Origin of the sequence: Paraburkholderia phytofirmans PsJN (genome assembly GCF_000020125.1) — a bacterium.
Lineage (GTDB): Bacteria > Pseudomonadota > Gammaproteobacteria > Burkholderiales > Burkholderiaceae > Paraburkholderia > Paraburkholderia phytofirmans.
In genome coordinates, this window is the sequence record NC_010681.1 from 2,667,223 (window position 1) to 2,688,370 (window position 21,148).

Here is a 21,148-nt window from a genome sequence, read left to right on the forward strand (position 1 = left end):
TTGACTACTCACATGCCCGCTTCGGCCCGCGCCACGGCCCCGGGCTCTCCGACGAGAGCCGACGGCCGCGCGTCGTTTGAAAAGGCGCGCCGCCGCGCATCGGTGCAGGCGCTGCTGCTCGCGCTGCCGCTGATCGTATTTCTGCTGTCGACGTTCATCGCGCCGATCGCGCTCCTGCTCGCGCGCAGCGTACAGAACCACGAAGTGCCCGACAGCATGCCCGCGCTCACGCGTACGCTCGATGCCTGGGACGGGCGCGGCGTTCCGGACGAGCATATGTTCGCCCTGCTCGCCGCCGGACTCAGGGAGGCGCAGCAGAGCGGCCAGCTTGGCACGGTCGCGAGGCGGCTGAACTTCGATCAGGCCGAGTTCCGCAGCCTGCTGATGCGCACCGCGCGCCAGTTGCCCGCCAACGCGCCGCCCGCATGGAAACCGGCGCTCATCGAGCTCGACCCGCGCTGGGATTCACCGGAAATCTGGCGCTTGCTCAAGCGTGCCGCCTCGTCGCCGACACCCGACTATCTGCTCGCGGCCGTCGATGCACATGTGACACCGCAAGGCGCCGTCGCGTTCGTGCCGGACGACGCGTCGATCTACCGGCAGGCGTTCGCGCGCACGATCTCGATCAGCGCCACGGTCACGCTGCTGTGCCTCGTGCTCGGCTATCCGGTCGCGTGGCTGCTCGCGAACCTGCCCGCGAAAAGCAGCAACCGTCTGATGCTATTCGTGATCGTACCGTTCTGGACCTCGCTGCTCGTGCGCACGACCGCATGGTACGTTCTGCTGCAACCAGGCGGCGTCATCAACAGCCTGCTGATGGGTCTCGGTCTCACCACCCATCCACTACCGCTCGTCTTCAACCGCGCGGGCGTGCTCATCGGCATGACGCATGTGCTCCTGCCGTACATGATTCTCGCGATCTATTCGGTGATGAAAAGCGTATCGCCCGTGTACGTGCGCGCCGCGCAATCGCTCGGCGCTCACCCGTTCACCGCGTTCGTGCGGATCTACATTCCGCAGACGCTGCCCGGCGTGGGAGCGGGCTGCTTTCTCGTGTTCGTGCTCGCGCTCGGCTACTACATCACACCCGCGCTGCTCGGCGGCGCCGGTGACGAGATGATCAGCCAGCTCATTGCCATTCAGACCAACACGCAACTCAACTGGGGCCTCGCCGGTGCGCTCTCGGCCTATCTCGTGATCTTCACGGCGATTTTCTATTTCCTGTTCAACCGTATCGTCGGCATCGACCGCTTACGCTTCGGTTAAACACGCTGACACGACCAGGGAACGACATGCAAGAACAACGCAACAAGGTGCTGACGGAACGCGTCGCCGCGCGCTGGGTACGGCTGCATACAGCGCTTGTGCTGTTCTTCCTGATCGCGCCGATTCTCGCGATCATCCCGCTCTCGTTCAATTCGGGTTCCTACTTCTCCTACCCGTTGCAAGGATTTTCGCTGCGCTGGTATGAGCAGGCGCTCACGAGCCCGGACTGGCAGCGATCGCTGCTGAACAGCATTGGCATCGGCGCGGCGTCGACGCTGATCGCCACGTGTCTCGGCACGCTGGCCGCCCTAGGCATTTCGCGCACGCAATTTCCGCTACGCTCGCTGATCATGCCGATCCTCATCTCGCCGATGATCGTGCCGATTGTGGTCGTGGCCGCGGGCTTCTATCTGATCTTCGCGCCGCTCGGTCTGGTGAACTCGTACCCCGGCGTGGTGCTCGCGCATGCTGCACTCGGCACGCCGTTCGTCGTGATCACCGTGACGGCGTCGCTGCTTTCGTTCGATCAGAGCCTGCTGCGCGCCGCTTCCGGACTCGGAGCGACGCCCTGGATCACATTCAGGCGCGTGACCTTACCGCTCATCACACCAGCGGTTGCGACCGGCAGCGTCTTCGCTTTCGCGACCTCGTTCGACGAAGTCATTGTCATTCTATTCATTGGCGGCCCGGATCAAAGAACAGTGCCGCGGCAGATGTGGAGCGGAATTCGCGACTCGATCGATCCTTCGATCCTCGCCGTGGCGACGATGCTGATCGTGTTCGCCGTGCTGCTCTTCGCGAGCATCAACTGGCTGCATGGGAGCCGGGTACGGCACTAACGAAAACGGGTCGTGCTGCCTCTCGATAGCTGTCGCCGTCGTGGGCACAAGCCGCCTGCGCAATCAATGGTAAATCGTCTTGGACGACTGCAGCTTCGTCAGCACGCCGCCTTTGAATCTGAACCAGCCTTGCGAGCTTTGCATCACGACTTCATCGCCTTGCCAGAACACGCGCTTGACCGTCATGCGCTGACCCGAGCGCTGCACAAGTGCCGGACGACGGCGAAAGTCGTACAGCACCGGACCGGCATCAGTCTGCACGAGCGTGCGCGTGACGGTGTCGCTTGCGCTACCGGCCTCGTCAAAATGCGTGAGCGAATTCGCAGCGAAGCGATCGAATACTTCCTTATCGAGCATCCCCACGAATTCGCGGTCGGCGCGCACGAATTCCAGTGCGCCCGAAGGCGTGGCGAGCGGGCCAGGCGCGTTGCTCTGTGCCTGAACAGAGGTCACGAAGGAGATGGCTGCGAGCGAAGCGAGAAATAGTCGTCTCATGTTGTCTTTTGGATCCAAGGGCGGCTCCGACTGCGGAGTGCGACTTGCAATCGTAGCGTGGGAACATCGACGCCAATTCTGACCGACACGTTTAAGGTCTGCAATTGGACCGGGTAATCGGCGCGCAACTCCTGTCACCCATCCTTGTCCATTCCCTTCCGATAAAGACTGGGCGAGTTTCCAGTCCACTTCCTGAATGACCGGCGAAAGCTCGCCGCGTCCGAAAATCCAATGCGTTCGGCAACCTGATCGATAGGAAGCCGCGTGTTCTCGAGAAATTCGATGGCGAGCTGCCGGCGCACATCGTTCAGCAAGGTTTGATACGAGTAGTTGTCGTCGGCCAGACGTCGATGCAAAGTTCGCAGCGACATACCGAGTTGGGCGGCCATCTTCTCGGCGGATGGGAACACGCCCGGTGCGTTCAGGCAGGCCATGCGAATCTGGCGCGGAAGTTCTGGAATGCCGTCGCGTTCTTCGAGAATGCGATCACACAATTGCTGGCAGATTTGCGCGGTAATTGGATTCGCATTTGGACACGGACGGTCTAGTACATGCACGTCGAAATGCCATTCCATCGTATCCGCGCCGAACTCCACGGGACAGTCAAACATCCTTTCGTAATTCCTCCAATGCGGCGGCGCCGGATATGCCATGACCATGCGCTTCGACGGAAAAGGCGCTTCCAGCACGCGGCTGAATAACACGGTCATCGAGCTTCGCCAGAATTCGGCGACAAACGGCAACATGTCGCCGAGCGATGCGAGCCCGTGGCTGCGCAGAATGCCGGTGTTCCCCTCCGTGGAATAGCTGATCTGCAAAACCGCGCCGGCCATCCTGACATTTTCGACGCTGAATTTCAGGGCGTCTCCAAAGGTCGTGCTGCTGACCATGGCATAGCCATATATGCCGAAGTCGCTGATCCTCTGACGCGCACCGGCAAGCAAGCCAACATCGGCTCTTGTTGCGAGCCGTTGAGCGTTCCGATAAATGGCGAGGCGCTGACGATGCGAAATTCTCGCCTGCGAATCCTCCAACTGGTTCGGATGGACGCCCGTATTCGCGAACAGTTTATTGACCGACACGCCCTCGGCGGCCAGTTCGGCGGCGAGCGCGGCCAGGCCCAGAAGACTCTGCGTCGGCGCGTCGAGATCCGGATGCAATGGCGTGATGATTTTAGGTGGTCGCACGGTATGTCTCGCTTCAACTGCGAACATGCTCGCACATTTTTCCAATCTTCGTCGCGCGCGTTTGGCACAGTTTGACACGGCAATTGGCAGGGTTGGACGTTGCCGCTCAATGCTCTCGCTGGGATAGTAACCATCAACGGCGCATGCCGAAAAACAGATGGAGACAAGCCATGAAGCCCTCAATTCAACCCACCCCAACAGTAGTGACAACCCTGATCGGCGCGCGTCTTGCAATCGTGGATGGCGCGATCGGTCCCGTCCACGCCGCGACGCAACACACTGCCTGAAGCCAGCGGGCTTTGCTTCGCCTATCGCACATTGCAGAGAGAACCATGACCACAATAAAGATTGAAATGGACGGCGCCGTCGGAATCGTTTCGTTAGCCAAGCCGCCGCACAACCTGATCGACGACGCGATGATCGCGGATCTGCTCGCCGCGTATCGCGGCGTGCTCGCCGATGGCGCGCGCGCGATCCTGCTCAAGAGCGAGATGCGGCACTTTTCTGCCGGCGCGGAAATGAGCTCATTTACCGATGGCAAAACGGCAATCCAGCATAACGCCGATCAATTCCTCGAGTTTCTCGACGTGCTGGAAAACGCGCCGGTGCCGACACTCGCCGCCGTTCACGGCGCCGCGCTCGGCGGCGGCCTCGAACTCGCGCTCACGTGCGACATGATCGTCGCTGCGGACACGGCGTACTTCGGCCAGGTCGAGAACATCGTTGGTCTGATTCCCCTGCTCGGCGGCACGCAACGGCTCGTACAGAGAGCGGGCGTTGTGCGCGCCAAGGAAATCGCGCTGATCGGACGGCGGCACGCAGCGGAAGCATTCGAGCGCTGGGGAATCATCAATCACGTCGTGCCCGAAACCGAGCTCCAGGCCGCCGCCATGTCGTTCGCCCGGCAACTGGCCGCGGGCCCCACCAAAGTTCTCCACGGCATCAAGCAGCAGGCAAACCTTGCTGCGAACGGCGGCGTGCGCAGCGCCGACCTGGAACAGATCAACCTCAACAACATGATCTGGCAGACGGGCGATCGCGAACGCGGTTTCGCTTCGTTCTTTTCGACCGGGCCCGCCACCGCCGAATTCAAGGGAGATTGATCATGTCCGCACCGCTCGAAGGTATTCGCGTGATCGATTTCACGCGAGTGCTGGCCGGACCGCATTGCACCAAAACGCTCCTCGATCTCGGCGCCACCGTGACGAAGATCGAGCCACCCTCCGGCGATATCGGCCGCGTGAGCATGCCGCATATCGGCGACATGTCGCTGTATTACGTGCAGCAGAACGCCGGCAAGCGCAACGTGAGCCTTGATCTCAACTTCCCCGAGGCACGCGCGATCATGGTCGACATGTGCCGGGACGCGGACATCATCGTCGAGAACTTTCGCCCCGGCACGTTGGACCGGTTTGGACTCGGCTATGAACAGGTGCGCGCTTTCAACCCGTCTGTGATCTACGCGTCTTTGAGCGGCTACGGACAATCGACCTCATGGCGCAATCGTCCCGCGTTCGCGCCAACCGTGCAAGCCGAGTCGGGACTGACCGACATCGTCCAGCACCATTTCGGCGCTGCGCTTACCGAAGTCCGCAACGACGCATGCAGCCACGCCGACATGTACACCGGCCTTCATGGCGTGATCGGTATTCTGGCCGCTCTTCAGCATCGTGCGCGTACCGGCGAGGGGCAACACGTCGACGTCTCGATGGCGGCCACCATGCTATCGGTGAACGAACGCGTGGGCGCACAACTCTCGGAAATCGATACGGATGGCGAACCAATCATTCTCTCGGCACCCGATTCGCACATCTTCGATTTGCCCGACGGACGCCAACTCACCATAGCAGGCAGCCCGATCTACACGCCGATGTTTTCGCGCTACTGCGCGATGATGCGCCGCAACGATTTGCTGGGCGATCCCCGCTTCGGCACGGCGCTTTTGCGGCGGCAGAACATTGCTGATCTGCTGGCCGAAGTGCGCGCCTGGCTTCTCACGTTCAACGATCTTGATCAGCTCCAGACGCAGGTCAGCGAAGCGGGATTGGCTATCGGCGTGGTCCGGAGCGTCAACGAGTTCGCCGATTCCGAGTGGGTGCAGGAATGGGGTGCGCTAGTGGATGTCGACGACAGATCAGGCGGCACGACACGCATGCCCGGCGCGCCGTGGCATTTCAGCGAGTCTGAGTTGCCGCAGCCGGGCAGCCCCGCTTTCCAGGGCGAGCATAACGCCGAGGTGCTCTCCGAACGCAAGCTCAGCGCGGCGTTCATTCGTGATTTGCAGGAGCGCGGAATTCTTCTCAGCAGGCACAGCCCCACGCGTCCATTCGACTGAACGTCGTTGCCATTATGCGAGCGGCTCGCGCTTTAACCGAATGAATCGAGACGAACATGCAACACATACTGAACCAAACGCATGATCCCGCTGCGCGCAGTTGGGTCGAGTCCGCCAATGCGCCGACATGTGACTTTCCAATCCAGAACTTACCGTTTTCGGTTTTCCGCAGAAGGCATTCCGACGAGGCGTTCCGCGGTGCGGTCGCGATCGGCGACCAGGTGATCGACATCGCGGCCTGGGCGTCTCGTGCCGGTCTCAATGGAATCGCTGGCGAGGGCGCGCGGGTGTGCGCTCAGCCCGTGCTCAACGAGTTCTTCTCGATGGGTCCGTCCGCATGGCGCGCTGTACGACACGCGCTATTTGCAGCGCTTCACGAGCGAGCCCCTTCGGACGATCGCGCGGCGCTCGAGGCATGTCTGATCCCGCAATCGGAAGTGGAATACGGCCTGCCTGCGCAGATCGGCGATTACACGGATTTCTATACGTCGATTCATCACGCGACCAACATCAGCAAGCTACTTGGCCTGAGCGGCGTGGGCGCCAACTTCAAATCGATCCCCATTGCGTACCACGGCCGGGTTTCTAGCATCGGGCTCAGTGGTCAGCGGTTCCGGCGCCCAGCGGGTCAAATCATGCTTCCAGGCGAAGATGCACCCATCTTCTCGCCCTCGCGCAAGCTGGACTACGAACTCGAACTCGGCATCTACATTGGGCAGGGCAATGCCGCCGGCGAGCCGATCGCTCTGGATCAGGCCGACAGTCATGTATTCGGGCTATGCCTGCTCAACGACTGGTCCGCTCGCGATATTCAAGCGTGGGAAATGCAGCCGCTAGGGCCGTTTCTGGCCAAGAATTTTGCCACCACGATCTCGCCGTGGATCGTGACCATGGAGGCGCTGGCGCCGTTCAGGCTACCCCTGCCCCGCCCGCACACGGACGGCAAGCCGCTGCCTTATCTGGATTCCGACCGCAATAGCACGACGGGCGCGATCGATATTCAACTGGAAGTCTGCATCGAGACTTCTCGCCATCAAGCCGGGAATCTCCCGGCGGCGCAACTCTCACTCACGAGTTTCAGACATCAGTACTGGAGCATCGCACAGATGGTCGCGCATCACGCCGCGGGCGGCTGCAATCTGCGTGCTGGAGACCTGCTTGGCAGCGGCACCATTTCAGGTCCTGGGCAATCGGAAGCAGGCGCACTGATGGAACTTGCACGCAACGCCAGCGAACCAGTCACGCTGAATACCGGCGAAAAGCGCAGCTACGTGGAGGATGGCGACGCCATTATTCTGCGCGGCTACTGTGAGAAAGCAGGCTTTGCACGAATCGGATTCGGAGAGAGCCGCGGCGAAGTTTTGCCGGCAAAGCGCTAGCGATTCGCCGCTTCAGCTGTCTGTCATAAACACCATCACGGAGGAGACCCGACATGCAATCGATGGAATCAATCAACGCGGAGTTCGAGAGGCAAAACGCGACGAAAGTCAGATTATCCCGCTTGTCCCTCGACGAGAAGACGCGAGCGCTCGCCAAGTTCCGCAACCGCTTCGTATGGTCATTGCTTTACACCTCACTGGGAATCTATTTCGGCCTGTTGATTGCAGTACTGGAGTTTCCTGGCGCGATGTCCCTGTCCGTCTACGGCGAGCTCAATCTTGGACTGCTCGCGGTAGTCGTTCAGTTCGCGCTCACGATCGCTACCTTCTGGGCCTACTGCGCATGGGCCGAGCGAGTCTACGACCCGAAAGCGGCCGAGTTGCTTCGCAGCGCGTTTGCACATTCGAACGGTGATCGCCATGAATAATCTGATCAGTCACGGCGGGCTCCGAATCATCGCCTTTGTGGGCTTTATCGGACTCAGCCTCGTTCTCACCGGATGGAGCGCTCGCCGATCGCGCGGAACCTCCGGATTTTTCGTGGCCGGACGCAATCTGTCGCCGTTTCAGAATGGCCTCGCGCTGGCGGGGGACTTTATGTCCGCCGGTTCGTTTCTCGGTGTGACGGGACTCGTTTCCCTGTTCGGATTCGACGGCATCGTGTATCAGGTCGGCTTTATCGCCGGATGGATCATGATCATGCTGATTGTCGCCGAACCGGTCAGAAACTGCGGCAAATACACTCTCTCCGATGTGGTCGCACTGCGTTTGCGCAGCCGCGGCGTGCGAGCAGCCACATCGGTCTCTTCGCTGATCACTTCGTTAGCCTATCTACTCGCGCAACTCGTTGGCGGGGGTGCACTAGCCAGTCTGCTATTGCCGATCGGCACCAACGCGGCGATCGTGCTAATCGGCATACTCATGATCGCGTATGTGCTGTTCGGCGGAATGGTGGCCGCGACTTACGTGCAGATCGTCAAAGCCGTCCTCGTCTGGACTGCCGGCGCGGTGCTCGTGCTGCTCGCTCTCGCGCATTTTTCCTTCGACGTGGGTGCGCTATTCAATAAGGCACGCCTTTCGTCGCTGCATCCGGCGCAGTACTTCGTGCCGGGCGGCTACTTCAAGGATCCGCTGGATACGCTGTCGCTCACGCTCGCCCTGGCGTTGGGCACAGCAGGACTGCCGCACGTCATGACCCGATTTTACACGGTGCCGTCCGCCGTCGCGGCGAGAAAGTCCGCGAAAATTGGCCTGATCGTGATGACGTCTTTTGCGGTAATGATGATCTTGCTCGGATTTTCCGCCACCGCAATCGTGGGACCTGCAGCAATTCTCGCCACACATAGTTCAGGAAATAGCGCCATTACGCTGCTCGCCACGACACTCGGCGGCGGTGCGGGGTCTGCCGGCGGCGAACTTCTTCTCGCCTGCGTGTCGGCCATTGCCTTCGCGACGATCCTTGCGGTTGTCTCGGGCATCATGATTTCCTCGGCCTCGACTATCTCCCACGACATCTTCGGCCAGCTCTTCTCGGCGTCTCGCGACAAGGAGCGCCGGCAGGTCGTGATCGCGAAGATCGCCACGATAGTCTTTGGTATCGCCGCGATGGGACTCGCGCTGCTCGTCAAGACGTTCAATGTCGCGTTTCTCGTGGGGCTCGCGTTCGCCATTGCGGCAAGCGCAAACCTGCCCGTGATTCTCTTCTCGATGTACTGGCGGCGTTTTACGGATCGCGGTGCTGTAGCCGCGGTGCTCGCCGGCACCCTTTCCTCGATTGGACTCGTACTGCTGGGGCCGGCCGTGATTGGCGCGAAAGGCATCATCTTCAAGGATTCCACCCCGCCTTTCTGGCTCTCGAATCCCGGTCTGTTCAGCATTCCGGTGGGCTTTATCGCGGGCTGGATCGGATCGGTCACGACAAGCCAGAACGCCGCCGACACTTCCTTTGATGCCCAGCAACTTCGAATGCTAAGCGGCCTTGGCGCGGAAGCCGCGTCGGAACACTGACGCGAGAAAGCACACTCTACTTATTTGTCCAGCAAGGAGACAACAGTGATTAACTTACGTACTGCCGCTTCACGAGTTGCATTGTCTATAGCGGCAACTGCCGCGATCAGCATGAACGTGTTCTGCGCGCAAGCGGTCGCGGCGACCGTCGAGGTATCGGAAACAAAGACGATTATCGATCACGTGACCGTCTCTTCCAGCAAACCCTACGCTGCCGTCAAACAGGATCTGGAGAGCCGTCTCGGCCGACTCGACGATCATATCCGCACGCTTCTGAAGCAGGACAAGGTCGACGAATTGCGTACCGCCCTTCAGAAAGCCGCAGGCAACGACGGCCTTGTGATTCATTACATCGGTCTGCATGGAGATTGGCTTGTATTGAAAGGACAGCGCAGGAACGGCACCGAGTATTTCACCGGCAATATTCTCACCGCGACCGAAATGACCAGCGTCAATATGGCGGCGGGACTGTACGCGCCATTGCGTATCATGGTCTACGAAAACGCACAGGGCGGCACGACGATCGAATACGATAAGCCGTCGACCCAACTGAGCCAGTTCCACAGCGCCCAGATCGACGTACAAGGCCGCTCGCTCGACGACAGGCTAGCGAAACTATGTGCTTCGGTATTGCAATAGCAACGTACGGGATCTGATGGGTCAATGAGCCACGCTGCCAGACACGCCGCGTCTGGTGATTCGCTACGAGGAAGATATCGTCGATGGTCTGGAGAAAGCCCCTGAGGCATTTCCCGGCACGCTGGAGGGGCGTACCTTCGGCGAGGTGGTGGCGCGGGTCGCGGACCCGGTCGGGTTCGACTGATCGAAGTGGCTGCAAACTCAAGGGGTAGAGGCCGGCGCCAGGCCTGGCCCAAGCTTGGCCACGAAGCGAACGCGCTCCCAGCGCGTTCCACGATATGCTAACTTAGCGCGTCCAGGCGCCAGTCGCGTCGAACCACTGCTTACCCCAAGACTGTAGTTTTCCTCTGTATGCCGTCCTCAACCAAGATGTCGCGCCTTCCCCCTCTCAACGCGCTGCGGGCATTCGAAGCCGCCGCTCGTCATCTCAACTTCCGTGTCGCTGCAGAGGAAATAGGCGTCACTCAAGGTGCGGTTGCTCAACAGGTGCGCAATCTCGAAGATGTGCTTGGACATCAGCTATTCGATCGCGTACCACGCGGGCTCGCACTAACTGCCAACGGTTCGATTTACTTCTCATCGGTGCAGCGCGCGCTGACGATCATCGCGAATGCAACGGAAGCGCTAGCGCACCGGGCATCGAGTTTGACGGTCAGCACGACGCCTTCATTTGCGTCGAAATGGCTTATCCCACGGCTGGCGACGTTTACGGACGCCCATCCGTCCATTGAAGTGCGCGTGATCGCGGATCAACAACTCTCGACTTTCAAGGGCGACGGTGTCGATATCGCAATCCGCCACGGCAAGCCGCCTTTCGGTAAAGGACTAGCTGCCGATCCACTCTTTCCGGTCGATATCTATGCCGTGTGCAGCCCTTCATTGGCCGACGCGAGACGACCACTTAAAAAGCCGTCCGATCTGAAGCGTCACGTCTTGCTGCATGATTCACATAACCTGTGGCCCGAATTTCTCGAAGCGCTGAACGAGGGAGGACATGTCGATGCGAGTAAGGGTCCTCGATTCAGCCAGTCCGCCCTTGCAATCGATGCCGCGATATCGGGTCAAGGCATCGCTCTGACGAGCGAACAACTCGTGGAACGGGATCTTGCCGCCGGCCGCCTGTGCCGCCTCTTTGATTTCGCGCTGCATCTCTCGCTCGGCTATTATGTCGTCTATCCCGAGGACCGGCGCGACTCCGAGACTATTCGGGCGATGCGAGATTGGCTGATCACGCAGGCTCGATATGAACTAAACGTAGCGGCAACAGCAAAGCGATCGCGACGAGGCAGTAGAAAAACTACTGCCAAGCCGGACAAATTATGATTCGACGGCGGCTGTCCATAAAATTAAAATATCGGCGCACGAATGTCTCGCCTCGTTGAATCCGTCATACCCGCATCGCAACGGCTTCGCGCGACTCAAGGGAATCGTTCCCACGTCATCGCAATTCGCACCGGAAATCCAATCCATGAACGCACCCTATTCGAATCGTCAATGGTTCTACGTAAAACGTCCCACGAGTCGCGTTGGATCGGAACACTACGAGCTTCGTGAAAGCGAAATCTCAGGACCGTTGGCGGCGAACGAAGTGGTTGTCCGCGCGCGGTATATCAGCGTGGACCCGTACATTCGCATCCAGCAGCACGAGCGCAATACGTATGACGTACCGCATCCCCTCGGCATCGTGCAACGCTCCGGTGTCGTAGGTGAAGTAGTCGAGTCGGCCAGCCCGCTGTTCGCCAAAGGCGACTGGGTGTCGGCTTATTCGGGTTGGCAGTTATATGCACGGTGCCATCAGAGCGAACTGACCAAACTCGATCCGGCAAGCGCGCCGGTTTCCACGGCACTCGGTGTGCTCGGCATGCCAGGGCGTATCGCGTGGTTCGGCCTCATGGAAGCCGGCCGGCCGCGCCCTGGCGATACCCTGGTCGTTTCCGGCGCGGCCGGGGCCGTCGGCTCGCTGGTTGCACAGTTCGGGAAAAAGGCGGGCTGCAAGGTCGTGGGCATTGCCGGTGGTCCAGACAAGTGCCGATTCCTGCTCGACGAACTGAAACTGGATCGCGCGGTCGATTATCGGGAACACAAGACGCACAAAGACTTGACGAGCACACTGATCGAGGCCACCGGAGGGGTGGACGTTTATTTCGACAACGTCGGCGGCCCGATCACAGATGCCGTGATCCCGCTTATCAAGCGCCGGGCCCGCATCGTGATTTGCGGAGCAATCAGTCAATACGACGGTGGTTTGGACACGCCGGACATGGGCCCGCGATTTTTACAGCACATGCTCTTTCAACGCGCCACCATCCAGGGCGTGCTGGCCAGAGACTACATCAATCGTATGGACGAAATGGTGGCGCAAGTGGCGCCTTGGGTTAAGAGCGGTGAGATTGTATTCAAGGAGACTTTCGTCGACGGGTTCGAACAACTGCCTGCCGCGCTGAATAGCCTGTTCGAAGGCGGCAACATCGGCAAGTTGCTCGTGAGGGTTTGAAAAGAATTCGTTTAGCGCCTGTAGAAGGGTCAAGAGCCGCGAGTAGCCATCAGTCGAAGCCCGGATCAAAGTTATGTGAGTTCGACAGCCCGGTGTTAGTCACCGGGCCCAGCGCTTCACGCAGAGCGGCGCACACGGCGCATGCTAGTAATGGCTGCGCCGCCAAAGCGTCGACGGCGCGTCGAGCAGGTGACGCAAGCCGCTGCGCTCGAGCATCTGTTCCGCGGCCGCGGTGACGCGTTCCAGTATCTCGCCTTCATCGACCGACAACACGCGGCCCTCCTCCATCAGTATCTTGCCGCCGACCATCGTCATGCACACGTCGCCGGCATTGGCGAAGCACGTGACGCGATACACCGGCATGTTCATCGGCATCATGTGCGGCTTGAACAGGTCGACGAGAATGATGTCGGCCAGCTTGCCGGTTTCGAGCGACCCCAAACTGTCGTCGAGCGACAGCGCCTTCGCGGCGTCGATGGTGACCATTTCCAGAACCTTGCCGTGCGGCAGCACGTCCGGATCGCCGAAATGCCGGCGATGGTAATGCATGCATTGCCACATATGGCGGAACATGTCGTAGCCGCGATCGGGCGCCGCGCCGTCCGAGGCGATCGCCACGTTGACCCCGGCGTCGAGCAACTCCGGCACCGGACAGCGTCCGATGATCGACATGATCGCGCTGGGATTGTGCACGATCGATGCGCCCGTCTCGACACAGGCCGCGATGTCGTCCTCCGTCAAATCGATTGCGTGCGACATGAAGGATGTTTCGTTCAGCAGTCCCAACTCGCGATGGGCAAAGGCGAGCGTGCCGGCCCGATGTCCGTCCTGGGTGAAGCGCAGCCCGCGTTCGCGGGCAAGCGCCATGTATTGCCCGGCCTGAGCGCGAAATTCCCGCTCGTACGCGGCCTGCTCTGGGTAGTGCTGCGGTGCATAGACGGGCAAGGTCAGCGCAATGCCGATGCGGCCCTTCGCGTCGCCGTGGCACGTGTCGACGATTTCCGTGCAGACTTCGTACATGGTATCGAAATCGATTTCCCGCGTTACGCTGCCGTCCGCTGTATAGCGGGTATAGGCACGCGGCGCGGGCGGACGCGACGGACCGACCGCCACGAGCGAGCGGGTGCCCGTTCTGACCACCGCGTCGCAATGACGTCGCGCGTACACCGGATCGTCGACGCGCATGATCGAATTCCCTCCGCCAAGCAGAGACACGCCGGTCGTCACGCCGGCCTGCAGACGCTCGAGCGCCGCCAGGTGCGACTCCACTTCCCAGAATGTTTCGTCGGACGCTCGCGTGTAGATCGTCTCGCACGCATCGGTCCACGCATCGCCGTCCGCGCCGCCGATGGTTCGGAGCATCGCATGGCCGGCGTGCGCGTGCGCATCGATCAACCCAGGTAGCACGGCCTTGCGGCGCGCGTCGATCACGCGATCCGCGCAGAATTGCGACGCAAGCGCCGATGTATCGCCGACCGCGACGATGCGCTCGCCCTTCACCGCGACTGCGCCATCTTCGATCACACGGCGTTGCGAATCGACAGTGATCACACAGCCGTTTTTGATCAGTACATCGACCCGTTCCCGATTGTCCATGCGTGAAGTCCTCTCCGTGTGCATTGTCCTTCTGAAGCCGTCACATTACGCCGCCGCGACCAGCTCACCATTGCGCGCGACGATGCGCCCGTTGGCCACCACCAGCTTGCGCCTCGGCCGGGCGACCACCGCTTGCGCGATGGTTTCCGCGTCGACCAGCACGAGGTCCGCCCTCGCGCCGGCATGCAGCCCGTAGTCGTGAAAGCCGCAGCCGCGCGCCGCCGCTGTACTGACGCAGTCGAATGCGATGGCCAGTTCGTCGTCGCGGCGCATGTCGTAGCGCAGGCCGATCAACATCGCGCGTTCGAGCATGTCGGGCGAGCCATACGGCGACCAGGTATCGCGAATGCCGTCGTTGCCGCCAAAAATAGTGATGCCTCTTTCCCGGCAGATCTTTAGTGGCGGAACCGGACGCGACGGCGGCGCCGAGGTCAGGAGCGCCACATTCAGACGCGCAATCCGTTCGAGCAGCACGTCGCGTTCGCGCTCCGGCAATGCACCCAGACAGAACCCGTGGCTGACCACGACCTGCCCTTGCATGCCCAGCGCCTCGACACGATCGAGCAGCAGTTTGAGGCTGAATGCGCCCACCTCGCCGGGCTCGTGCAGATGGATATCGATCGGCTTGCGATAGCGTTCGGCGAGCGCGAACGTCAGGTTCAGCGACGCGACCGGATCGCCGTCTATCAAGGCCGGATCGAGCGCGCCGAGCACGTCCGCGCCGTCGGCGAGCGCGCGCTCCAACAGTTCATCCGTTCCCGGACGGCCCAATACGCCCGACTGCGGAAATGCCACGATCTGTATGTCGAGCATGTCGCGCATCGTCTGCCGGGTCTGCAGGACGCCTTCGAGGTAGCGCAAACCCGCGTCGGTATCCACGTCCACATGCGTACGCAGGCGCGTGGTGCCCGCCTGCACGAAGGCACGCGCAAGCGCGAGCGACTGCGCGCCCGCGTCGTGCCCCGACTCCTTGCGCCAGCGCCGCTCATTGTTGATCCTGTCGAGCAGCGTCGCGCCGACCTCGTTGCGATACCACGGCCTGCCCCAGTTGGTTTTGTCGAGATGCGTGTGCCCTTCGACGAAGCCAGGCAGCAGCAACGCGCCGCCGCCGTCTTCCATAACGGCGCCTGGTTGCGCCGCGAGGTCCGGGCCGAGAGCGGCGATGCGGCCGTCGGCGATCGACACAGCCACCGTCTGGCCGTCGGCCAGCCGCACATTGGAAATGACGAGAGAAGAATGAGAAGAAGTCATGTCGATTCGATTGAAGTAGCCATACGGGCCCGCACTGCGCGCTGCACGGCGCTGATCGCAATGAAAACCACCGCGTTTGCGAATAGCGCCACGAGTCCGGGATTAATGGACGTCAACGTGGCCGGCGCGCCGGGAAACAGGGACGCAAGGGTCACGCCCCGCCAGCTTACGAGCGCTAGCACGATGGCGCCAGCGACAATCCCTCCGAACGCGGCCTCGCGCGTGCCAAACGGACGCTTCAGGAAACTCGACGCGAGCATTGGAAGCAGTTGCGTGAGCAGGCTCGACGAAAAGATCGCCAGCGTGACAAAGGTGGCCCCGCCGACCAGCGTGAAATAGACCACCACCAGCGTGAATAGAGGCAGCGCAATACGGGCGACGCGAGCGACCTGCTGCTCGGTGGCGCGCGGCGCGAAGCCTTCGCGATAGATGTTGCGCGCGATCGTCGTCGACGCGTTGAGCATGATCAGCGAACCCGGCACGAGCGCGGTGAGCAGCCCGGCGCCGCCGACAATGCCGACGAACCACGGCGCGAAAGTCTGCTTGACGAGACGAAGCAGCGCCAGATCGGTTTGCGCGCCCTCCAGCCCGTGAACCGTCAGGATGGCGGCAAAGCCGACGAGGAACAGGAAGGCGATCAGCACCTGATAGATCGGCATCATCACCACGTTGCGGCGCAGCGCCTTCGCGTCACGGGCCACATAGACGGCCGTGAAGCCGTGCGGGTACAGGTAGTAGCCGAGCGAAGTCAGCAGGATCGTCGAGTTGTACCAGCTCAGGTTGAAGCCGTGTTCGGGCATCCGCAGCAGTTCGGGATGCACCTCGTTGATGCGCGTGAACATGGCGCCGATGCCGCCGTAATAGTGCAGCGGCAGATAGAGGCCGAGGAAGATGGCCAGCCCGAGGATCAGCACGTCCTTCACCACCGCGATGCTCGCGGAACCGTGAATGCCCGACACGGTCATGTACACCGTCATCAGAATCGCGCTGATCCAGATCGCGACGGCCGGCGGGATCGTGCCGTACGACATCTCCGACACGATGATGCCGAGCCCGCGCAACTGGATGATCAGCAGCGATACCATCGCGAATACGGCGACGATGGACACGAGCACGCCGATACTACGGCTCTCGTAGCGCGACGCGAAGTAGTCGGCGAACGAGACCAGGTTGCGTTCTTTCGAATAGCGCCAGATGGCGGGCAGCATCCAGTAGCCGATCACGTACGCGAGACAGCCGTACGACAGGATGTAGAAAGCGGGAATGCCTTTACTGTAGGTCCAGCCGCTCGCGCCGAGAAACGTGAAGGTCGAGAATGCTTCACCGGCCATCAGCAGGAAGGTAAGCAGCGAACCGAAGCCGCGGCCGCCGACTGCCCATTGTTCGAGACTCAGCTTCTTGCCGCGACGGGCGAACAGTCCGATCCCCAGTGCGAACGCAGCGAACAGGATGATGATGACCAGCGCTACGTTCATTGCCGGCCTCCGTTCTGGTTGGCGGCATTCATCGCTTCATCGCGGGTGTCGAGGTAAAGGATGAAGGCGAGAACGGCAGCCGTGCCGGCCATCCAGATCAGGTTCCATGACAGCAGGAACGGCATCCCGAACAGCATCGGCAGATGCTCCGCGAGTGTGCCGCCCGAGTACATGCCGATGAACGGCAGCGCGGCGAGGAGGAGTCTGAGTTTCATATGAACCTTGCGCGAAGGACGTGAACGCTCGATCAGAAGTGGGGGTTGGGTCGATGCACCGCATCGCCACTCACGATGTTATCTAGACAACCTCGCATTCAAAAATGAAATGTTCCACTGACAGCCAGTTGGAAATCGAATAGCGGCGAGAACCCGTTTCCGTTCTTTGGTTACCTTACGAATACGCCGTAAACGAAACGTAGGCTTGCGGCTTGTCGGGGCGGTGCAATATTGCCGGACTGCACCATGCGTGATACAAGTCGGCGAGGACATTCGGAAATCAGATAGCTCGATGGCAAACAGTGCAAAAACGCGTAGGCCGCTGTTCGATCTGGATCTGCTCAAGGCGATCGTCATGGTCGCCGATTGCGGCACATTCACCGCCGCGTCCGCGCGGCTCCACTCCACCCAGTCCACCGTTAGCCAAAAAGTGCGGCGGCTGGAGGACATGGCCGGGCATAAACTTCTCGATCGCGGAAGCCGCGATGTGCGTCCAACCGATGCCGGTGAAACGCTGCTTGGATACGCACGCCGAATGCTCGCGCTCAACGATGAAATGATCGAAGCGCTGTCGGGCGCGACCGTGGGGCTGACTGTGCGGTTCGGCGTGCCGGAAGACTTCGTGGGCGGACCGACGACGCATGTGCTCGCGACGTTCAACCGCAAGCATCCGCAAGTGAAACTGGAAGTCACCAGCGGCCTGAGCCGCGACTTGAGTAATAGCTTCGATCGCGGCGACCTCGACCTTGCTATCGTCAAACAACGGCGTAACAGCCGTGAAGCCGTCGCGACGTGGCCCGAGCAATTGAGGTGGATCGACAGCGTAAAGAACCCTTCAATCCAGCTCGATCCCGTTCCGCTCGTCGCGTTTCCGCCGCGCGGCCTTTATCGCGACGACATGATCAACACGATCGAAGCACTCGGGCGGCGCTGGCGGATCAGTTTCATCAGTTCGAGTTTGAGCGGCATCCAGGCCGCGGTTGCGGACGGTCTTGGTGTCAGCCTCCTGCCCGCGCGCGCCGTCACGGCGGAACACGTCGCCTTGACGCCGAAAAGCGGGCTTCCGCCGATCAAGACCATGGACATCGCGCTGCTGCATCGCCCGACCGCTGACCCGGTCGTGAAAGAACTGGCGCGCGCGTTGACCCGGATGTTGGGGCCGCAGCGGCGCTAGGCTGCGAGAAAGCACTGGAGCGGTCAAGACGTGCCACGCGCAGTTCTTCCCGCTGATCGGCAATCTTGCAGAATTTCCTGGTCCCGCGTCAGGCAATCCATCCACCGTCGACCGTCAGGCTTTCGCCGGTCGTGTAGCCTGCTTCGGGGCTGGCGAGATAGGCAACGGCTGCAGCGATTTCCGCCGGTTTACCGAAACGGCCGACGCTCGCGAGCTTTGCCATCGTCGCGTAATCTTCCGTGCCGGGCTGCGGAGCAAGTTCTGTATCGATCGGGCCAGGCTGAACAGCATTCACGGTCACGCCGTATTTGCCGAGTTCACGCGAGAGCCCGCGGGTGAAGCCTCTGAGAGCGAACTTCGACGCGATGTAGAGCGTCACGCCAGGCAGGGGCGCGGCTTCGCCAAAGGCCGAGCCGACGTTGATGATGCGCCCCCAGCCCGCCGCGACCATACGCGCCGCCGCGTCTTTTGCCAGCTTGATCGGCGCACGAACGTTCAGGTTGAAGTGCGTGTCGTATGAACTCTCCGAAGAATCGAGAAATGGTCCGTATTCGACCGTGCCCGCGTTGTTGACAAGGATGTCGAGCCGCCCTTCGAAACGGCCACCGAACGCGCCGCTCAGCGAATCGATGAGGCTTCTGACGCCTTCCGGTTTCGACAGGTTGGCGCCCACGGTTTCCGCCTCGCCGCCGGCATCGCGGATCTCTTTGACGACTGCTTCGGCGCGCTCCGTGCTCGACGCATAGTGAACGATGACGGATGCACCATCGCGCGCAAGACGTGCCGCGATGGCCGCACCGATTCCGCGCGAAGCGCCGGTAACGAGGGCGAGTTTGCCTTTCAGAGCTTGAGTCATGGTTTTCCTCAACGGGTAGGGTTTGAATCGGTCCTCCGGCATGAACTGCCAGGACAGACCGCTGCATCGGAGCCAATCTTTAATGCATTGGTTGATGCGTATCCTCCGCTCAGGCGGCGTCGTACGGTAGTCATGGCCGGGGAATAGCTTCTATTCCCGCGGCAAGGGAGCAGATCGAGGCCAATCGAACCCGGCTGCACTGGGGCTAGGCGATCGGCTTGTCGCTGGATGTGTGCTCATTGAGAACGTGCTCGACGAATGCGACGAAAGCACGCGCTTTCGTTGTCGCCATACGCCCGGCGGGAAAAACTGCCCACACATCGATGGTCGGCAAGGACCAGTCCGTCAGGACGGCCTGCACCGTGCCGTTCGCGAGTTCAGGTGCGAACATCCACTCCGATGCGACAGCAAGGCCCATGTGAGCGAGCACTGCCGTGCGCATGCCTTCAGCTGCGTTCACGCTGATTCGGCCGGACAACGTCACGGTTGAATCCGAACCGTCATCGCGGCTGAACAACCACGATTCGCCGCCGCCTCGCAAGGAATAGACAACCGCCTGATGCCGGCTGAGGTCGAGCGGTGTTTGCGGAAGTCCGGCTTCCGCGAAATATGATGGCGTGCCGACCACGAGTCGCCGTCCGTTCGCGATGCGACGCGCGGTCATGCTCGAGTCGTCCAGCGTGCCCATACGCAATGCGACATCGACGCCCTCTTCGAGCAAATCGACGGACCGGTCGTCGAGCACGATGTCGATGCTCAGATTGGGGTGTTGATCGAGGAAAGGCTTTAGCGCCGGCAAAACGTGCAGTCGGGCGAAGGTGACGGCCGCGCCTACGCGCAGTTGCCCCGACAAGCCATCGGACGACTCGCGCACAGCCTGTTCAGCTTGATCTGCCTCATGGATGGCTCTGAGTGCGTGCTCATAAAACCGCTGCCCGGCAGCCGTCGGCGCCAGACCGCGTGTCGATCGTAGTAGCAAACGGGCGCCCAGACGCTCCTCCAGTTGGGCGACCGCCTTTGAGACAGCTGGCTGACCTAGCTTCAGGCGACGGGCGGCGGCAGAGAATGAACCCGCATCGACCACCGTCACGAAAGTCTCCATCGTCGCCATGCGGTCCATGCGCATCCTCCGGGCAAAGTTGTCGGCGAAAATGCGCAGTGTAGCGTTCGCCCGGTCATCGCGAGTTCATTCGGCGCCGGGCTATCTCACTCTGCACGAACTTCAACGGAAACCCGCCTGTCCGGTTGCAAGCAAGCGATGAGCGACTTGCCGCCGCCGTCCGGACATTGCGTCGTTGCATTGTGGGAGCCCACGCCCGTTGCGTGTATCAACTCACCGTCCAGTCCATGATCAATCATGTACTCCCTCACTGTCTGGGCACGCGCGAGGGACAGCGGGTAGTTGACCGTTTCAGGCCCAAGACGGTCGGTGTGACCTACGACCGAAACGGACTGAACGCCGCGACTCTGCCTGATACGCGCAATGACCTGGTCAAGAGCGGCCGCTCCGCCCGGTAAGATCGAAGCGCGGCTTGACTGCCCGAAAGCAAACAGGGCATCGCTTTGCAGCACGAACTCATCGACCGTTTGCGCCACAGGTGCGGCCTGCTGCGAGGCCGCTGAAGCCGGAGTATCCGGCGCGTCACCACACGCGAACGTGAGCCGCCGCGTGACATCGGCCTGGTCATTGTCCGGCAGGAGGCGTCCGACTTTCTGCACAGGGTGAACGGGCTCTCCGTGACATATCCGCTGGGCCACTGTCATACAGGTAGCCGGTCCTTCGAATATCCCATGACATTCGACCTGATGAAGCCGCGAGCCATCCGCGGCCGTGACCGTATAGGCGTTAAACGTCGGCCCGGAAGCACTCGAACATCCTGCAAGAAGAACCAGGCTCAGTGACAAACTCCATCCAGAAAGCTGCTTCATTGTGTTCTCCA

21 protein-coding genes are annotated in these 21,148 nt (G+C 61.1%); 12 read left to right on the plus strand and 9 right to left on the minus strand.

Annotated features, from left to right (window positions below):
• The first annotated feature begins 12 nt into the window (after positions 1-12).
• Together BPHYT_RS11760 and BPHYT_RS11765 are read left to right on the plus strand one after the other, a co-directional pair.
• On the plus strand, positions 13-1,266 hold the full coding sequence (locus BPHYT_RS11760) for an ABC transporter permease (RefSeq protein WP_012433368.1): 1,254 nt from the start codon (positions 13-15) through the stop codon (positions 1,264-1,266).
• A gap of 26 nt (positions 1,267-1,292) precedes the next feature.
• Positions 1,293-2,105 (plus strand): ABC transporter permease, encoded by an 813-nt coding sequence (locus BPHYT_RS11765; protein WP_012433369.1) that lies wholly within the window; start codon positions 1,293-1,295, stop codon positions 2,103-2,105.
• Between the two features lie 63 nt (positions 2,106-2,168).
• Here the strand turns inward: BPHYT_RS11765 and BPHYT_RS11770 are convergent, their stop codons facing one another.
• On the minus strand, positions 2,169-2,600 hold the full coding sequence (locus BPHYT_RS11770; RefSeq protein ID WP_041758456.1) for a hypothetical protein: 432 nt from the start codon (positions 2,598-2,600) through the stop codon (positions 2,169-2,171).
• A gap of 134 nt (positions 2,601-2,734) precedes the next feature.
• A complete protein-coding gene (locus BPHYT_RS11775) occupies positions 2,735-3,997 on the minus strand; it encodes an AraC family transcriptional regulator (RefSeq protein WP_238535590.1) in 1,263 nt (420 codons plus the stop codon).
• Between the two features lie 122 nt (positions 3,998-4,119).
• On the opposite strand from BPHYT_RS11775, the gene BPHYT_RS11780 reads away from it, so the two are divergent.
• The 9 genes from BPHYT_RS11780 to BPHYT_RS11815 all read left to right on the plus strand — a co-directional run bounded on the left by BPHYT_RS11780 (position 4,120) and on the right by BPHYT_RS11815 (position 12,641).
• Positions 4,120-4,890 carry an enoyl-CoA hydratase/isomerase family protein gene (locus BPHYT_RS11780; RefSeq protein ID WP_012433373.1) on the plus strand — a complete coding sequence of 257 codons (771 nt, stop codon included), beginning with the start codon at positions 4,120-4,122 and terminating at the stop codon, positions 4,888-4,890.
• Positions 4,891-4,892: 2 nt separating this feature from the next.
• Positions 4,893-6,122, plus strand: coding sequence for a CaiB/BaiF CoA transferase family protein (locus BPHYT_RS11785; protein ID WP_012433374.1), 1,230 nt, complete (start codon positions 4,893-4,895; stop codon positions 6,120-6,122).
• Between the two features lie 56 nt (positions 6,123-6,178).
• Positions 6,179-7,501 carry a fumarylacetoacetase gene (gene fahA / locus BPHYT_RS11790; RefSeq protein ID WP_012433375.1) on the plus strand — a complete coding sequence of 441 codons (1,323 nt, stop codon included), beginning with the start codon at positions 6,179-6,181 and terminating at the stop codon, positions 7,499-7,501.
• Positions 7,502-7,554: 53 nt separating this feature from the next.
• Positions 7,555-7,929, plus strand: coding sequence for a DUF485 domain-containing protein (locus BPHYT_RS11795; RefSeq protein ID WP_012433376.1), 375 nt, complete (start codon positions 7,555-7,557; stop codon positions 7,927-7,929).
• Entirely contained in the window at positions 7,922-9,508 is a 1,587-nt protein-coding gene (locus tag BPHYT_RS11800) for a solute symporter family protein (protein ID WP_012433377.1), read from the plus strand. Before BPHYT_RS11795 ends, BPHYT_RS11800 begins: the two co-directional genes overlap by 8 nt.
• A 24-nt stretch (positions 9,509-9,532) precedes the next feature.
• Complete coding sequence (locus BPHYT_RS11805; RefSeq protein ID WP_238535591.1) at positions 9,533-10,147, plus strand: DUF302 domain-containing protein; 615 nt, start codon at positions 9,533-9,535, stop codon at positions 10,145-10,147.
• Positions 10,148-10,202: 55 nt separating this feature from the next.
• Positions 10,203-10,331 (plus strand): hypothetical protein, encoded by a 129-nt coding sequence (locus tag BPHYT_RS39445; RefSeq protein WP_274378456.1) that lies wholly within the window; start codon positions 10,203-10,205, stop codon positions 10,329-10,331.
• A gap of 167 nt (positions 10,332-10,498) precedes the next feature.
• Positions 10,499-11,470 carry a transcriptional regulator GcvA gene (gene gcvA / locus BPHYT_RS11810; protein WP_012433379.1) on the plus strand — a complete coding sequence of 324 codons (972 nt, stop codon included), beginning with the start codon at positions 10,499-10,501 and terminating at the stop codon, positions 11,468-11,470.
• Between the two features lie 145 nt (positions 11,471-11,615).
• Positions 11,616-12,641 (plus strand): NADP-dependent oxidoreductase, encoded by a 1,026-nt coding sequence (locus BPHYT_RS11815; RefSeq protein WP_012433380.1) that lies wholly within the window; start codon positions 11,616-11,618, stop codon positions 12,639-12,641.
• A gap of 144 nt (positions 12,642-12,785) precedes the next feature.
• On the opposite strand, the gene BPHYT_RS11820 is transcribed toward BPHYT_RS11815, so the two are convergent.
• From BPHYT_RS11820 to BPHYT_RS11835, 4 genes are read right to left on the minus strand one after another with little or no spacing between them, the layout of a single operon-like run.
• Positions 12,786-14,237 carry an amidohydrolase family protein gene (locus BPHYT_RS11820; RefSeq protein WP_012433381.1) on the minus strand — a complete coding sequence of 484 codons (1,452 nt, stop codon included), beginning with the start codon at positions 14,235-14,237 and terminating at the stop codon, positions 12,786-12,788.
• 45 nt (positions 14,238-14,282) lie between these two features.
• Positions 14,283-15,488, minus strand: a complete 1,206-nt coding sequence (locus BPHYT_RS11825) for an amidohydrolase family protein (protein ID WP_012433382.1) — start codon at positions 15,486-15,488, stop codon at positions 14,283-14,285.
• Entirely contained in the window at positions 15,485-16,963 is a 1,479-nt protein-coding gene (locus tag BPHYT_RS11830) for a sodium:solute symporter family protein (protein ID WP_012433383.1), read from the minus strand. Before BPHYT_RS11830 ends, BPHYT_RS11825 begins: the two co-directional genes overlap by 4 nt.
• Positions 16,960-17,178 carry a DUF3311 domain-containing protein gene (locus BPHYT_RS11835; RefSeq protein WP_012433384.1) on the minus strand — a complete coding sequence of 73 codons (219 nt, stop codon included), beginning with the start codon at positions 17,176-17,178 and terminating at the stop codon, positions 16,960-16,962. Before BPHYT_RS11835 ends, BPHYT_RS11830 begins: the two co-directional genes overlap by 4 nt.
• A 292-nt stretch (positions 17,179-17,470) precedes the next feature.
• On the opposite strand from BPHYT_RS11835, the gene BPHYT_RS11840 reads away from it, so the two are divergent.
• Positions 17,471-18,352 (plus strand): LysR family transcriptional regulator, encoded by an 882-nt coding sequence (locus tag BPHYT_RS11840; RefSeq protein WP_012433385.1) that lies wholly within the window; start codon positions 17,471-17,473, stop codon positions 18,350-18,352.
• Positions 18,353-18,440: 88 nt separating this feature from the next.
• Here BPHYT_RS11840 and BPHYT_RS11845 read toward each other — a convergent pair whose 3' ends face one another.
• The 3 genes from BPHYT_RS11845 to BPHYT_RS11855 form a co-directional block, all read right to left on the minus strand.
• On the minus strand, positions 18,441-19,208 hold the full coding sequence (locus tag BPHYT_RS11845; protein ID WP_012433386.1) for an SDR family NAD(P)-dependent oxidoreductase: 768 nt from the start codon (positions 19,206-19,208) through the stop codon (positions 18,441-18,443).
• Between the two features lie 205 nt (positions 19,209-19,413).
• Positions 19,414-20,328, minus strand: a complete 915-nt coding sequence (locus BPHYT_RS11850; RefSeq protein WP_012433387.1) for a LysR family transcriptional regulator — start codon at positions 20,326-20,328, stop codon at positions 19,414-19,416.
• A gap of 86 nt (positions 20,329-20,414) precedes the next feature.
• Complete coding sequence (locus tag BPHYT_RS11855) at positions 20,415-21,137, minus strand: OmpA family protein (protein WP_012433388.1); 723 nt, start codon at positions 21,135-21,137, stop codon at positions 20,415-20,417.
• Positions 21,138-21,148 lie beyond the last annotated feature (11 nt).